Raw genomic sequence first — 12,367 nt, 5'->3', positions numbered from 1 at the left:
AAGCCCGAGATCAGGCCGGGTCGACGCCCACGAGCTCGACATTGAAGGTCAGGTCCTGACCGGCAAGCGGGTGGTTCGCATCGAGCACGACCTGCTCTTCATTGGCCTCGATCACGGTGACCGGCACGACCTGGCCCTGCGGGGTCTGCATCTGCAGGCGGGTGCCCGGATCGGTCGGGATGTCGGCCGGGATCGAATCGCGCGGCACGGCCTGGCGGGCGTTCGGGTCGGGCTGGCCATAGGCGTTGTCGCAGGCGACCTCGACGGTCTTCTTCTCGCCGACTTCCATGCCGGGCATGGCGCTGTCGAGACCGGGAATGATCTGGCCCGAGCCGACCTGGAATTCGAGCGGGTCGCGGCCCTCGCTCGAATCGAAGGTCTGGCCGTCATTCAGAGTGCCGGTGTAATGGATGCGCACGGTGTCGCCCTGCTTGACTTGCGTCATGAGCCTCTCCTTGAACTGGGATCGTGGGGGTGAATTTCCGGAGGCCGCGTCTGGCGGGTGCTCCTCGTCTGTCCCCCCCTAGGTAGGAAGACTGCGCCCAATTCGCAACCCGATCGCCCCCAGAAGCCTTTCACTGGGACACGAGGCATGCCAGCCTCGCCACCACAGGGGGATTTCATGACCATCAGCACCATCGTCTTCGACGCCTACGGCACGATCTTCGACGTCGCCGGCGCGGCCCGCATCGCCAGCGCCGAGCCGGGCGGCGAGGCGCTGGCCGAAAGCTGGGAGCAGGTCTCGCGCGACTGGCGCACCAAGCAGCTCGAATACACATGGCTGCGCAGCATCGCGGGCCACCACATCGATTTCGGCCATGTCACCGCCGACGCGCTGACCTATGCGCTCGAAAAATCCGGGCTGCCTGACCCCGACCTGCGCGCGCGGCTCCTGGCGCTCTACGACACGCTGCCCGCCTTTCCCGAAGCGCGCGAGGTGCTGGCCGACCTCAAATCCAAGGGCCGCAACGTCGCGATCCTGTCGAACGGCGCGCCGCAGATGCTCGACCGCGCCGTTGAGAGCGCCGGCATCGGCGGCAGCCTCGACGCGGTGCTCTCGGCCGAGGCCGCCGGGGTCTACAAGCCCGATGCGCGGGTCTACGACCTCGTCGGCCAGCATTTCGGCTGCACCAGGAACGAGGTGCTCTTCGTCAGCTCGAACTTCTGGGACATCGCGGGGGCCACGGGCTACGGCTTCATCACCGCATGGGTGAACCGCAACGAGGAGCCGCGCGACAGGCTCTGGTCGCGCCCGACCCATGTGCTGCCCGACCTGACCCGTATCGCGGGCTTCGCCTGATGCCGCGCTTTGCGGCGGAAGACGGCGTCGGGCTGCATTACCTCGACGAGGGCGAGGGCCTGCCGCTTCTGTGCCTGCCCGGCCTGTCGCGCAACGCCGCCGATTTCGACCATGTCGCGCCGCATCTGGGCGGCGTCCGGCTGATCCGGCCCGATTACCGCGGCCGGGGGCGGTCGGATCGGGCCGATCCGGCGAGCTACACGGTGGGACAGGAGGCGCGCGACGTGCTGGCGCTGATGGATCACTTGCGGCTGGAGCGCGCCGCGATCCTAGGCACCTCGCGCGGCGGGCTGATCGCCATGGCGCTCGCCGCCAGCGCGAAGCGGCGGCTGATCGGCGTGGCGCTCAACGACATCGGCCCCGAGATCGCGCCCGCGGGGCTGGAGACGATCAAGGGCTATCTCGGGCGGCGTCCCGCGCAGAGGACATGGGAAGAGGCCGCACGCTTTCGCGCCAGGACATGGACCGGCTTCGAGGACGTGCCGCATGACCGCTGGCTGGCGGAGGTGCGCGCGCATTACGAGCAGACGCCTGACGGGCTCGAGCTGCGCTACGACCCGGCTCTGCGCGAGGCGGTGCTGGGCGGCGCGGTGCAGCCCGCGCCCGATCTGTGGCCGCTCTTCGATGCGCTCTCGGGCCTGCCCGTGGCGCTGATCCGGGGCGCGAATTCCGAACTGCTGACCCGAGAGACAGCGGGTGAGATGCGCCGCCGCAACCCCGGCATGATCTTTGCCGACGTGCCGGGCCGCGGCCATGTGCCCTTTCTTGACGAGGCCCGATCCCTCGCGGCATTGCAGGGCTGGCTGGCGAAGTGCCGGTCGGCCATGGAGGACGGGCTTTGAGCGATATCGAGATGATCCGCGCGGCACGCGCCCGCATCGGCGACAGGCTGCGGCGCACGCCGCTTCTCAGGGCCCCCGCGCTCGACCGCATGGCAGGCCGCCCCTTGCTGGTGAAGGCCGAGTGCCTGCAAGTCACCGGCTCCTTCAAGGCGCGCGGCGGCTGGTCCGCCGTCTCGGCCCTCCCCGAAGACATCCGCGCGCGCGGCGTCATCGCCTTTTCCTCGGGCAACCACGCGCAGGGCGTGGCCCATGCCGCGCGCGAACACGGCATCCCGGCGGTGATCCTGATGCCCAAGGACGCGCCGCAGGCCAAGATCGACGGGACGAGGGCGCTGGGCGCGGAGGTCGTGCCCTTCGACCGCGAGACCGACGACCGCGACGCCATGGGCGCGGCGCTGGCCGAGGAACGCGGGCTGACGCTGATCAAGCCCTTCGACGCGCCGCTGGTGATCGCGGGTCAGGGCACCACCGGGCTGGAGATCGCCGAGCAGGCGTCGGAGCTCGGCGTGAGCGAAGCGGAGGTGCTGGTCTGCTGCGGTGGCGGCGGGCTCAGCGCGGGCATCGCGCTGGCGCTTGAGGCGCAGGCCCCGAAGATGCGGCTGCGCACTACAGAGCCCGAGGGCTTCGACGACACGGCCCGCAGCCTCGCCGCGGGCGAGATCCGCCGCAACGCCCGGCTGAACGGCTCGATCTGCGACGCCATCGTCACGCCGCAGCCGGGCGACATCACCTTTCCGATCCTGCGCCGCCTCGCCGGGCCCGGCCTCGTGGTGACCGAGGAGGAGGTGCTGCGCGCCATGGCGCTGGCCTTCCGGCACCTGAAGATCGTGATCGAGCCGGGCGGCGCGGTGGCGCTGGCCGCGGCGCTGTTTCACCCCGGCGAGATCGAGGGCGAGGCAGTGATCGCGGTGGCGACGGGCGGCAATGTCGACGGGCCGCTCTTCGCCCGCGCGCTGGAGACGGCCCGGTGATCGTCGGGGCGCGCGATGGCTGCCGGCTCGCCACCCGGATCGAGGGGCCCGAGGGCGCGCCCGCGCTGGTGCTTCTGCACGGGCTCGGGATGGACATGACGCTGTGGGACGCGGTGCTGCCGCTGCTGCCCGGCGACATCCGCGCGCTGCGCTACGATCTGCGCGGCCATGGCGGCTCGGACGTGCCGCCCGCGCCCTACTCCATGGGGCAGATGGTTTCGGATGCCGAGGCGGTGATCGAGGCGCATGGCCTGCGCGAGACGGTGGTGGCGGGGCTGTCGCTGGGCGGCATGGTGGCGCAGGGGCTGGCGGTCAAGCGGCTCGACCTCGTGCGCGCGCTGATCCTGTCGAACACCGCGGCCAAGATCGGCACGCCCAGGATCTGGGAGGACCGCATCGCCACGATCCGGCGCGACGGGCTCGCGGCACAGGTCGAGACGGTGCTCGACCGCTGGCTCGGGCGCGACGCGCGCCACGGCTCGGCGGCGGGGCGGGCGCGGCGGATGCTGGGGGGCACGCAGCTGGAGGGCTATCTCGGCGGCTGCGCCGCCGTCTCGGGCACCGATCTGTGGACCCCGGTCTCGGGGCTGCGCCTGCCGGTGCTGGGCATCGCGGGCGCCGAGGACCGCTCGGTGCCCACCGATCTCATGCGCGAGACGGTGGAGCTGATCCCCGGCGCGCGCTTCGAGATCCTGCGCCGCGCCGGGCACTTGCCCCCGATGGAGCGGCCCGAGGACTGGGCCGCTCTCGTCTGCGCGCAACTGCGCGCGCTCGGGCTCTCGGGCGGGGCCTAGAGCCCCGGCACCACGTCGAACAGGCTGCGCGTGCCGAAGCTGGTGCCCGACAGCGGGCCGAAGCCGATCTCCGCGCCGATGGCGAGAAAGGTCTCGTCGCCGCCGAAGGCCTCGTCCTCGGCCTCGATCCGGCCCAGCTCGCCCCAGAGCCGCGGGCCGCCCTCGATCCGGTAGCCGCCGCCCAGCGCCATGCGGGTCAGCGCGCCCTCATCGGCATCGGCATAGCCGACCCCGCCCGTGGCGAAGATCGCGGGCGTGATCTCGTAGCGCGCCGAAAGACCGGCCACGTCGGCCTGCCCCCGCGTGCCGTCATGGCGGACGAGATAGCCCTCCGCACGCAGGCCGAAGACCGATGCGGCAGCCTCGACGCCAAGGATCTCCGCGTCGCCCTCCTCGTAGCCGTCGCGCCCGATGAAGGCCCCGACCACCGCGCCGTCGAGGCCCATCACATAGGGGCCGAAATCGTAAAGCGCGTGCAGCGTCGCATTGCTGCCATCGGCCCCGAAGCCCGAAAAGCCATAGGAGGCCAGGTCGATCGCCGCGCCGAAGCCCAGCCCGATGTCGAACTGAAGCCCGCCCGAATAGCTGGTATGGCCGATCGCGCCCTCTTCGAAGAAGGCGGAGGTTTCGAGCGCGAGCGTGCCGCCCGCCAGCCCCTGCGCCGATGCGGCCGCCGCCGCGAGGCCAAAGGCCGCCGAAAGCCCCGCCATGCCGATTGCCCGTGTCATCATCTGCTCTGTCCTCATGGGTTGGTCTTGATGCCGATCCTCGGGGCTTGGTCTACACCGCCCCGCCGCGCCGCCACAGCCCCTTTCGCACCCCCGCGCGGCATGATGCGCAATGCCGCACCTCGCGGCACCTTGCCGGATGACGGTGGCGACATAGCTTCTATCGCAACGGCACAGGCGGCGCGCCGACCCCGACGCAATGGTCCGAACGTGCCCCGACACCGTGCCCCGACACCGTGCCCCGACAAAGGACAGATCATGAACGCCCTCGAATTGACCTTCGCCAACCTCGAAGCCCGCATGTCCCAGGCGAATGGCGCCGCCCCCGCCCGGCCCGCCCCGGCGCCCGTCGCCGAAACCAAGGGCGACATCACCACCCGCGCCGCCCGCGCCATCCTCGACGCCGAGACCGAGGCCCGCACCGCCAAGATCGCCGCCCTGCGCGCGGCCCGGCTGCAAAGAAAGGCCGACTGACCCCGCCCCATCGGCGCGGCGCCCGAAGGATTTTCGGGGGCGCCGCGCCTCGTGGCGCTCAGAACTGGACGTCGCGCGCGTGCAGATCGCCGAGGGCCAGGTCGCGCAACATGATCACCATGCCCGCGCCGTCATCGATGCGCACATCCTCGCCCTCCTGCGCCATGTGGTTGCGGCGCAGGTCGCGCCGCGCGCCGCCGCGCGCGGCATCATTGCCCGGCCCGCGGACCAGCCGGTCGTTGTCCTCGTGCCCGGCGAGGATGTCGTTGCCCGCCAGACCGAGCAGCCTGTCGTTGTCCTGCAGGCCGTAGATCGCGTCATCCCCCTCCATCCCGGTGAGCGGGTCGTCGATCTCGATGCCGATCAGGCCGCCCCAGTAGAGCAGCGCCCGCTCGGGCGTGCCCTTGACGCCGCTCCGAATTGCGCCGCTCTCACCCCGGCACGGGACCGCCCCGCGCCGCTTTCGTCTCAGCAGGCGTCGCGCGTGGCGGCACCGCTGTCGCATCGCCTCTCGGCCAGGCCGAACCTTGCCAGCCGCCTTGAGAGCGGCGTGCCATTCGCGTCGAGGCAGCGCACGCGCCGCCCCCCGCCTCGGTCAGCCCGCTGCCGGTCGTGCAGGACAGAACCTGCCCCAGAAGCGCCGCGCGCAGCTTTTGGGCCGTGGCGGGGGTGGCATCGACCGGCGCCAGATCGGCAAGGCCCAGCAGCGTCTCGCAGCAAACGAGCCGAAAGGTCAGCGGCGCCGTGACCTGCGTGACGCGGCCTTCGAAGTGATCCGCAACGCGCGCCCCGTTCCCGCCCACCGGCCCCGCGGTCATGGCACAGGCAGCGCCGAGCGCCAGCAGCGCGGCGGGGGTGACGAGTTGTAGACACCGCCGAACCGGCTGTAAACACACGCCAAAAGACCAATTACTATCAATAAGTTGCGAAAGAGGAAAACGGCCCATGGCGATCCCACGAGGACTCGAACCCCGAACCTGCTGATTAGAAGTCAGCTGCTCTATCCAGTTGAGCTATGGGACCGCGAAGGCCGGCTCGGGGCCGAAACCGCGCGCCGGGGGCGACTCTGACGAGTCGGCGCGAAGATGCGCAAATTCGCGGGGCGACTCAACCCGGCAATTGCAGGCGAACGGCGCAGGACACAGCGCCCGCGGCCTTCTGGCGCCAAGCGGTTACATGCAGGCGCCCGTTGCGCTAAGAGGGCGGCATCCGAAACAACACGCGACAAGTCAATGACCCACTCGATCGAGATCGTTCCGCTGCAATGCACCGATACCGGGCTTCGCCTCCGCTCCGGGCCACAGGCCGCCACCGAATACGACGTCGTCGCCCGGCGGCGCGACAAGGACGGAACGGAGTTCCTGTGGCGCAAGCCCGCGGACACGATCGAGGAGGCGGAGCGGATCGTGGCCGATGCCCGCCGTGAGCTGGGCGCGGATGCCGACGTGATCGCGGAGATGCCGCTTGCGGCGCCGCAGCAGGGCTCCGGCCCGGCCGCCGCCACGCTCTGAGCCACCGCTCTTTGGCGCCCGCGCCCATGGCCGAACCGGCCTTGGGGCGCGGGACGCCTCGCTCAAGACACGCCCCCCGGCATTCCCGCCCCGTCTTGCCGGGATGGCCGCCGCGCCGCCTTTCGCGGCCACGCCGCCTGCCTCGGGCCATCGCCCCGGCATGGCGACCCCCCTTCCCATCACCCCATCGGCCGCGCGCCCTTCACGGCTCTTGCCCGAGCATGATTGACGTAAGTCAAAATGCTTCATACGCTTTCGTGAGGGAGGACTGCCCCGGGCAACCCGGGGGCGATCCGAAAGCGGGCCGCGCCCGCGACGTGCGCTTTGTGGAGGAGCCGCGACGGGCGGGCTCGAATGGGCGCAGGAGGCGCCCAACGCGCTGTGGTTCACCCCGCATGGCGAGGCCAGCCGCCTGATCCGCCGCGGCGGCGGCGCGCAGGAGGCGACCAACGCCGTGAGCCGCATCCCCGCGGGCCACCCCGAGGGCTATCTCGAAGCCTTCGCCACGTTCCATGCCGAGGCCGCCGACGCGATCCGCGCGGTGCAGGCGGGCGGTGACCGCGACACCGCGCAAGCGCTGCTGCCGGGGATCGGGGACGGCATGGCGGGCATGGGCTTCATCGCCGCCTGCGTCGCCTCCTCGCGCGCCGACGCGGCCTGGACGAGGCTGTGAGCGCCGCGCCGATCCTGTCGCTGCGCGAGATAAGGCGCAGCTTCGGGCCGGTCGAGGTGTTGCACGGCGTCGATCTCGACCTTTATCCCGGCGAGGTCCACGCGCTGATCGGAGAGAACGGGGCGGGCAAATCCACCACCATGAAGATCATGGCGGGCTACCAGCCCCCCTCCTCCGGGCGCATTGAACTCGACGGACAGGAGGCGCGGTTTGCCAGCCTGCATGAGGGCGAGGAGGCCGGGATCGTGATGATCCACCAGGAGTTCAACCTCGCCGAGCAGCTCACCGTCGAGCAGAACGTGTTTCTGGGCCGCGAGATCCGGCGCGGATGGAGACGCTGGAGATCGAGGGCGCGCCTGCCGTGATCCGCCGCCCCTCGGACGCGCTGGCGCGGGGGCTGTGCTACCTGACCGAGGATCGCAAGCTGCGCGGACTGCTGCTGGCCAAGACCATGCTGTCGGAGCCGCGCATTCTCCTCGTCGACGAGCCGACCCGCGGCATAGACATCGGCACCAAGCAGCAGATCTACGCCTTCCTGCGCGATCTGGCCGCCAAGGGGCACGCGGAGCTGGTGACGCCCGAGAATGCCGAGGATTACTACTTCCCCGACAGCCCGTTCTGACGGGGATGCGGCGGCCCCCGGCGGGGCCGCCGCCTTGCCTCAGAGGTAGCGGTTCACGAGATTTTCGAGCCGCTCCTGCCGCCCGGATCGCGGCGCGGGGTTGATCCCCTCCGCCTCGACCCGCGCGGCGATCTCCTCGAACCCGCCGTCCAGCATCGCCTTGGCCTCGGGGCTGTCCCAGCCCGCGTAGCGCGCCTCGCGCGCGGCCTCGAGCTTGCCGTCCTCCAGCATCTTCGCCGCCGCCTTGAAGCCCGCCGCACAGGCATCCATGCCGCCGACATGGGCGAGGATCAGGTCTTCGGGGTCGAGCGACTGGCGCCTGAGCTTGGCGTCGAAATTGGTGCCGCCGGTGGTGAAGCCGCCCGCGCGCAGCACCTCGTAATAGGCCAGCGCCATCTCCGGCACGTTGTTGGGAAACTGGTCGGTGTCCCAGCCCGATTGGTAATCGTTGCGGTTCATGTCGATCGAGCCGAAGATGCCCAGCTCGCGCGCCAGCGCCAGCTCGTGCTCGAAGCTGTGACCGGCGAGGATCGCGTGGCCCTGCTCGATATTGACCTTCACGTCCTTCTCCAGCCCGAACTCCTTGAGGAAGCCGTAGACCGTGGCGACGTCGTAGTCGTATTGGTGCTTGGTCGGCTCCTGCGGCTTGGGCTCGATCAGGATGGTGCCGTCAAAGCCGATCTTGCGGGCGTATTCGACGGCCTGCGCGAGGAAGCGCCCCGCCTGTTGCCGCTCGCGCCCCATATCGGTGTTGAGCAGCGTCTCGTAGCCCTCGCGCCCGCCCCACAGCACGTAGTTCTCGCCGCCGAGCTGATGCGTGGCGTCGATGCAGGACTTCACCGTCGCGGCGGCAAAGGCATAGACATCCGGGTCGGGGTTGGTCGCCGCGCCCGACATGTAGCGCCGGTGCGAGAACAGGTTCGCCGTGCCCCACAGGAGCCTGGTGCCGGTCTCTTCCATCTTGCCCTGGAAGTAGTCGGTGATCTCGCGCAGGTTGCGGGTGTTCTCGGCGAAATCCGCGCCCTCGGGCCGCGCATCGACGTCGTGAAAGCAGAAATAGGGCGCGCCGAGGATCTCGAACATCTCGAAGGCCACGTCGGCCTTGAGCCTGGCCTTCTCCATCCCCTCGCCGAACCAGGGCCGATCAAAGGTCTGGCCGCCGAAAGGGTCGCCCCCCTCCCAGGCGAAGCTGTGCCAATAGGCGACCGAGAAGCGCAGATGCGCCTTCATCGGCTTGCCCATCACCACCTCGTCCGGGTCGTAATGGCGAAAGGCGAAATCGCCGTCGGCCTCGGGGCCGCCATGGCGGATCGCCGGGATCCCCTTGAAGAAATCTGTCATGGTCTCTCGCTCTCCCTTGCGCCCCGCGCTTCGCGGAGGGGCCGATGAACGGGCCGCCCCGCCGGTGCGACTGAATTTTGATTAACGTACATCAAAAACCTTCATGCGCAAACCATTCCCTCCGCCTCTCCGCGCCGGAAGCTAGGGCAGGTTGTCGCGCAAGAAGATCTCGGTGCGGATCAGCCCCCTGCCCGCCTCGACCGGCGTGGCGTCGATCAGCGCGCGCAGGATGTCGAGCGCGCTGCGGACCTCGTGGCCGATATCCTGGTGCAGCACCGCGTCGAACACCCCGTCCTGCAGCGCGTGGCGCGATTGCTCGGTCAGCTCATGCGCCACCACCATCGGGCGCGGCGTGGGAGAGACGCGCAGCAGCGCCCTTTGCAGACCACCATTGCCGCCGCCAAGGCTGTAGATCCCGGTGATGTCGGGCCGCGCCTCGAGCGCCTCGCTTACCCGCCGCTCCACCTCATCGGCGGCATCGCGCCCCTCGATCGGCGGCATCGGCGCAAGATGCGCGAACTCGGCATGCATCACCTGTTCGAAGCCCAGCCTGCGCTCGACATGGTCGCGCAGCAGCATGGAGCCCGCGACGATCGCGATCCGGCCCTTCTGCCCCCGGCAGAACCGGCCCAGAAGCCCCGCCGCCGTGCGCCCGGCCGAGACGTTGTCGATCCCGACGAAGCGGCTGCGCGCCGAGGCCGGCAGGTCAGAGACCAGCGTGATCACCTCGATGCCCGCCCCCCGCAGCTCCGAGACCGCCTGCCGGACCTCGGCGGCATCGGTGGCGACCACCACCACCCCGTCCGGGACGGCCTCGGGGGCCGCGTCGCGCAGGCGGCGCAGATCGGCCGCGAGCGCGCGCCCGTCGAAGGGCGGCACCGTGGAGATGCTGATCCGGGTGCGGTCGCGCGCGGCCTCGCGCGCCTGGGCGCGCACCTCTTCGGCGAGGTTGCGCATGAAGCTGTTGGACCCTTCGGGAAGGGTGAAATGCACCTTGTAGACCCGCTTGCGCGACAGGTTGGCGGCCATGATGTCGCGCTCGTAGCCCAGCTCGCGCATCGCCGCGCGCACCCGCTCGCGCGTGGCCGCGCGCACCCCGTCGCGGCCGTTGAGCACGCGGTCGACGGTCGAAAGGCTGACATTGGCCACGCGGGCCACATCATGCACCGTCGGACGTAACATAGGGCGGCTCCCGCGCTGCTTCGCCCTCGTGGTTAGCCCAAGCCCGCCTGTTGGGCAAACCGCGCGCACGCCCGCGCCCGTCATCCCCATGCCGCCCGCCGCGACCTTCGCCGCCAGCCATGACGCGCGGATCGAGGCCGCGCTTTCGAAGGGGGCGACAGGAGACCTGCCTCGAAGCGGACCGCCTGAAATCGGGAATCCCGCCGTCATTGCAAGACCCCGGAGGCAAAACGGGCCCGGAATTGCCGATTTCGGCGGATGCACGCCGCAAGGACCGCGTGAAATGGCGAGCCTTCGCCCGCTTTCTGCCCACGAGGGAACCGGGCCGCCTCGGCCGTTGCATCGCGGCGGCGGGCCGCGCAGATGGGGCGCAGAGACGAGGACCACAATCGAAGGACGGACCCTTGATCAAGCCCAACGCCCTGCTCCGTACCCTGCTGACCGCGACCTGCCTGCTGGCGGCACCGATCGCCATCGCCCATTCGGACAGCGTCACCCGGACCTTCGAAGGCGCCGCCTCCTGGTACGGGCCGGGGTTCCACGGGCGGCTCACCGCCAATGGCGAGACCTACGACATGAACAGCCTCACCGCCGCCCATCCCGACCTGCCCTTCGGCACGCGGGTGCGCGTCACCAACGAGGCGACCGACAAGTCGGTCGTGGTGCGGATCAACGATCGCGGGCCCTATGCGGGGGGCCGCATCATCGACCTGTCGAAGGGGGCTGCGGGCAATATCGGCCTGATCGCCAGCGGTGTCGGCCATGTCACGGTCGAGGTGCTCGCCAACGGCTGAGCCATCCGGCCCTTCGCGGTGGGGCCTCTCTCCCGCCGCGAAGGGCGCTTGCCCGGCTCATGGCTTGCGCCCCAGCGTATCGGCCATCTGCGCGTCGCGCTCGCCCATCGGCCGCACCGGTCCGCGCGTCGTGTCCCGGCGGGACTGGTGCTCCATCTCGGCGTTGAGCAAGGCGCCGAGCAGCACGACGAAGGCGGTCATCCAGATGTAGAGAAGCAGGATGACCACACCGGCCAGCGCCCCGTAGGTCGGCTGGTAGCTTCCGAAATTGCGCACGAAGAGCGCAAACAGCACCGAGCTGCCCAGCCACAGCGCCGTGGCGAGCACCGCGCCCGGCGTGACCCAGCTCCATCTCGGCGCCCGGCGCGCGGGCGCGTAGCGATAGAGCAGGCCGAGCGCCAGCATCGACAACAGCCCCAGCACCGACCAGCGGCCGATGCGGATGATGGTGTCGGCCGGGCCCGACAGCCCCAGCGTCTCGAGTGCCGCGGGCACCGCCACGGCCAGCGCCAGCGCGGCGAGCGCCATCGCCGTCAGCACCGCCGTCAGCCCCAGCGACACCAGGTTGCGCGAGATGATGTTGCGCGTCTCGGTCTCGACATGCGCCATGTTGATGCCGCTCACCAGGTTGTCGATCCCGCGCGAGGCCCAGAACAGCGACAGCACGAAGCTGATCGTCGCGGTCGCCGTGGCCTGTCCCGGGGCCTGCCCCACGAGTTCGCCCAGCTGGTCGCGCACCACCGCCAAGGGCTCCGCCGGCGCGAGCCCCTGCAACGTGTCGACCTCCCGCAGGACAAGCTCCGGCTCGAAGAACAGCCCCGCGAGCGAAACCAGCATCGCAAGCGCGGGAAACAGCGCCAGCATGCCGAAGAAGGCGACCCCGGCCGCCACCAGCGGGACGAGATCCCGGCCGATCCTGCGCCCCACCCTGAGGGCGATGTCGCGCCAGCCCGGCGGCTGGATCTGCCGGGGCCGCCATGCCTCGCGCCCCCGCTCGCTTTCGCCTTCGGCCTGTTCGGGCCTGGCCGGTTCGGCCGGATGCGCGCCTTCGTGCCGCGATGCCGCCTCGTTGCCCGGGCCGGGCCTTTCGCCATCTCGCTGTTTCATGCCTTTCGCCCTCCTTCGCGCATGAGCC

15 protein-coding genes, 1 tRNA gene and 1 pseudogene are annotated in these 12,367 nt (G+C 70.4%); 10 read left to right on the top strand and 7 right to left on the bottom strand.

Features of this window, described 5'->3' with window-relative positions; translation table 11 throughout:
* Nucleotides 1-10: 10 nt before the first annotated feature.
* Nucleotides 11-445, bottom strand: coding sequence for an FKBP-type peptidyl-prolyl cis-trans isomerase (locus CJ301_RS12195; RefSeq protein ID WP_099277684.1), 435 nt, complete (start codon nucleotides 443-445; stop codon nucleotides 11-13).
* 177 nt (nucleotides 446-622) lie between these two features.
* On the opposite strand from CJ301_RS12195, the gene CJ301_RS12190 reads away from it, so the two are divergent.
* Genes CJ301_RS12190 through CJ301_RS12175 form a run of 4 tightly spaced genes read left to right on the top strand, consistent with a single transcriptional unit; the run spans nucleotide 623 to nucleotide 3,907 of the window.
* The gene (locus CJ301_RS12190; RefSeq protein WP_099277682.1) at nucleotides 623-1,300 is read left to right on the top strand and encodes a haloacid dehalogenase type II; all 678 of its coding nucleotides are present in this window, start codon (nucleotides 623-625) and stop codon (nucleotides 1,298-1,300) included.
* Nucleotides 1,300-2,142 carry an alpha/beta fold hydrolase gene (locus CJ301_RS12185; protein ID WP_099277680.1) on the top strand — a complete coding sequence of 281 codons (843 nt, stop codon included), beginning with the start codon at nucleotides 1,300-1,302 and terminating at the stop codon, nucleotides 2,140-2,142. The genes CJ301_RS12190 and CJ301_RS12185 overlap by 1 nt, the downstream gene beginning before the upstream one ends.
* Nucleotides 2,139-3,113, top strand: coding sequence for a threonine ammonia-lyase (locus tag CJ301_RS12180; RefSeq protein ID WP_099277679.1), 975 nt, complete (start codon nucleotides 2,139-2,141; stop codon nucleotides 3,111-3,113). Before CJ301_RS12185 ends, CJ301_RS12180 begins: the two co-directional genes overlap by 4 nt.
* Nucleotides 3,110-3,907: an alpha/beta fold hydrolase gene (locus CJ301_RS12175; protein WP_099277677.1), complete on the top strand. Its 798-nt coding sequence runs from the start codon at nucleotides 3,110-3,112 to the stop codon at nucleotides 3,905-3,907. The genes CJ301_RS12180 and CJ301_RS12175 overlap by 4 nt, the downstream gene beginning before the upstream one ends.
* On the opposite strand, the gene CJ301_RS12170 is transcribed toward CJ301_RS12175, so the two are convergent.
* The gene (locus CJ301_RS12170) at nucleotides 3,904-4,638 is read right to left on the bottom strand and encodes a hypothetical protein (protein WP_099277675.1); all 735 of its coding nucleotides are present in this window, start codon (nucleotides 4,636-4,638) and stop codon (nucleotides 3,904-3,906) included. The genes CJ301_RS12175 and CJ301_RS12170 overlap by 4 nt on opposite strands.
* Nucleotides 4,639-4,893: 255 nt before the next feature.
* On the opposite strand from CJ301_RS12170, the gene CJ301_RS12165 reads away from it, so the two are divergent.
* Nucleotides 4,894-5,109 carry a hypothetical protein gene (locus tag CJ301_RS12165; protein WP_099277673.1) on the top strand — a complete coding sequence of 72 codons (216 nt, stop codon included), beginning with the start codon at nucleotides 4,894-4,896 and terminating at the stop codon, nucleotides 5,107-5,109.
* A 58-nt stretch (nucleotides 5,110-5,167) separates the two neighbouring features.
* Here the strand turns inward: CJ301_RS12165 and CJ301_RS12160 are convergent, their stop codons facing one another.
* Both CJ301_RS12160 and CJ301_RS12155 read right to left on the bottom strand, forming a co-directional pair.
* Nucleotides 5,168-5,614, bottom strand: a complete 447-nt coding sequence (locus tag CJ301_RS12160) for a calcium-binding protein (protein ID WP_099277665.1) — start codon at nucleotides 5,612-5,614, stop codon at nucleotides 5,168-5,170.
* Nucleotides 5,615-6,055: 441 nt separating this feature from the next.
* Nucleotides 6,056-6,132: transfer RNA gene (locus CJ301_RS12155), tRNA-Arg, on the bottom strand.
* A 209-nt stretch (nucleotides 6,133-6,341) separates the two neighbouring features.
* Between CJ301_RS12155 and CJ301_RS12150 the strand changes: the two genes are divergently transcribed.
* The 4 genes and pseudogenes from CJ301_RS12150 to CJ301_RS12135 all read left to right on the top strand — a co-directional run bounded on the left by CJ301_RS12150 (nucleotide 6,342) and on the right by CJ301_RS12135 (nucleotide 7,915).
* Nucleotides 6,342-6,620: a hypothetical protein gene (locus tag CJ301_RS12150; protein WP_099277663.1), complete on the top strand. Its 279-nt coding sequence runs from the start codon at nucleotides 6,342-6,344 to the stop codon at nucleotides 6,618-6,620.
* 454 nt (nucleotides 6,621-7,074) lie between these two features.
* Entirely contained in the window at nucleotides 7,075-7,293 is a 219-nt protein-coding gene (locus CJ301_RS12145; protein ID WP_099277661.1) for a hypothetical protein, read from the top strand.
* Nucleotides 7,278-7,622: pseudogene (locus CJ301_RS12140) on the top strand (ATP-binding cassette domain-containing protein); the annotation flags it as partial. The gene CJ301_RS12145 and the pseudogene CJ301_RS12140, both read left to right, overlap by 16 nt.
* Nucleotides 7,622-7,915: a hypothetical protein gene (locus CJ301_RS12135; RefSeq protein WP_099277657.1), complete on the top strand. Its 294-nt coding sequence runs from the start codon at nucleotides 7,622-7,624 to the stop codon at nucleotides 7,913-7,915. The pseudogene CJ301_RS12140 and the gene CJ301_RS12135, both read left to right, overlap by 1 nt.
* A 39-nt stretch (nucleotides 7,916-7,954) precedes the next feature.
* Here the strand turns inward: CJ301_RS12135 and xylA are convergent, their stop codons facing one another.
* Nucleotides 7,955-9,256: a xylose isomerase gene (gene xylA, locus CJ301_RS12130; RefSeq protein ID WP_099277655.1), complete on the bottom strand. Its 1,302-nt coding sequence runs from the start codon at nucleotides 9,254-9,256 to the stop codon at nucleotides 7,955-7,957.
* 141 nt (nucleotides 9,257-9,397) lie between these two features.
* Entirely contained in the window at nucleotides 9,398-10,438 is a 1,041-nt protein-coding gene (locus CJ301_RS12125) for a LacI family DNA-binding transcriptional regulator (RefSeq protein WP_099277653.1), read from the bottom strand.
* 404 nt (nucleotides 10,439-10,842) lie between these two features.
* On the opposite strand from CJ301_RS12125, the gene CJ301_RS19015 reads away from it, so the two are divergent.
* A complete protein-coding gene (locus CJ301_RS19015) occupies nucleotides 10,843-11,232 on the top strand; it encodes a septal ring lytic transglycosylase RlpA family protein (RefSeq protein WP_216823289.1) in 390 nt (129 codons plus the stop codon).
* Nucleotides 11,233-11,289: 57 nt separating this feature from the next.
* On the opposite strand, the gene CJ301_RS12115 is transcribed toward CJ301_RS19015, so the two are convergent.
* The gene (locus tag CJ301_RS12115; protein WP_162620514.1) at nucleotides 11,290-12,339 is read right to left on the bottom strand and encodes a YihY/virulence factor BrkB family protein; all 1,050 of its coding nucleotides are present in this window, start codon (nucleotides 12,337-12,339) and stop codon (nucleotides 11,290-11,292) included.
* Nucleotides 12,340-12,367: the final 28 nt, after the last annotated feature.

The organism is Limimaricola cinnabarinus (assembly GCF_002723615.1).
Taxonomy (GTDB): Bacteria; Pseudomonadota; Alphaproteobacteria; order Rhodobacterales; family Rhodobacteraceae; genus Limimaricola; species Limimaricola cinnabarinus_B.
This window is presented reverse-complemented; position numbering and strand designations above follow the sequence as displayed.

Coding starts and splice junctions, on each gene's coding strand:
- CJ301_RS12195 (WP_099277684.1), bottom strand. CDS start 445: ATGACGCAAGTCAAGCAGGGCGACACCGTGCGCATCCATTACACCGGC.
- CJ301_RS12190 (WP_099277682.1), top strand. CDS start 623: ATGACCATCAGCACCATCGTCTTCGACGCCTACGGCACGATCTTCGAC.
- CJ301_RS12185 (WP_099277680.1), top strand. CDS start 1,300: ATGCCGCGCTTTGCGGCGGAAGACGGCGTCGGGCTGCATTACCTCGAC.
- CJ301_RS12170 (WP_099277675.1), bottom strand. CDS start 4,638: ATGATGACACGGGCAATCGGCATGGCGGGGCTTTCGGCGGCCTTTGGC.
- CJ301_RS12165 (WP_099277673.1), top strand. CDS start 4,894: ATGAACGCCCTCGAATTGACCTTCGCCAACCTCGAAGCCCGCATGTCC.
- CJ301_RS12160 (WP_099277665.1), bottom strand. CDS start 5,614: ATGCGACAGCGGTGCCGCCACGCGCGACGCCTGCTGAGACGAAAGCGG.
- CJ301_RS12150 (WP_099277663.1), top strand. CDS start 6,342: ATGACCCACTCGATCGAGATCGTTCCGCTGCAATGCACCGATACCGGG.
- CJ301_RS12135 (WP_099277657.1), top strand. CDS start 7,622: ATGGAGACGCTGGAGATCGAGGGCGCGCCTGCCGTGATCCGCCGCCCC.
- xylA (WP_099277655.1), bottom strand. CDS start 9,256: ATGACAGATTTCTTCAAGGGGATCCCGGCGATCCGCCATGGCGGCCCC.
- CJ301_RS12125 (WP_099277653.1), bottom strand. CDS start 10,438: ATGTTACGTCCGACGGTGCATGATGTGGCCCGCGTGGCCAATGTCAGC.
- CJ301_RS12115 (WP_162620514.1), bottom strand. CDS start 12,339: ATGAAACAGCGAGATGGCGAAAGGCCCGGCCCGGGCAACGAGGCGGCA.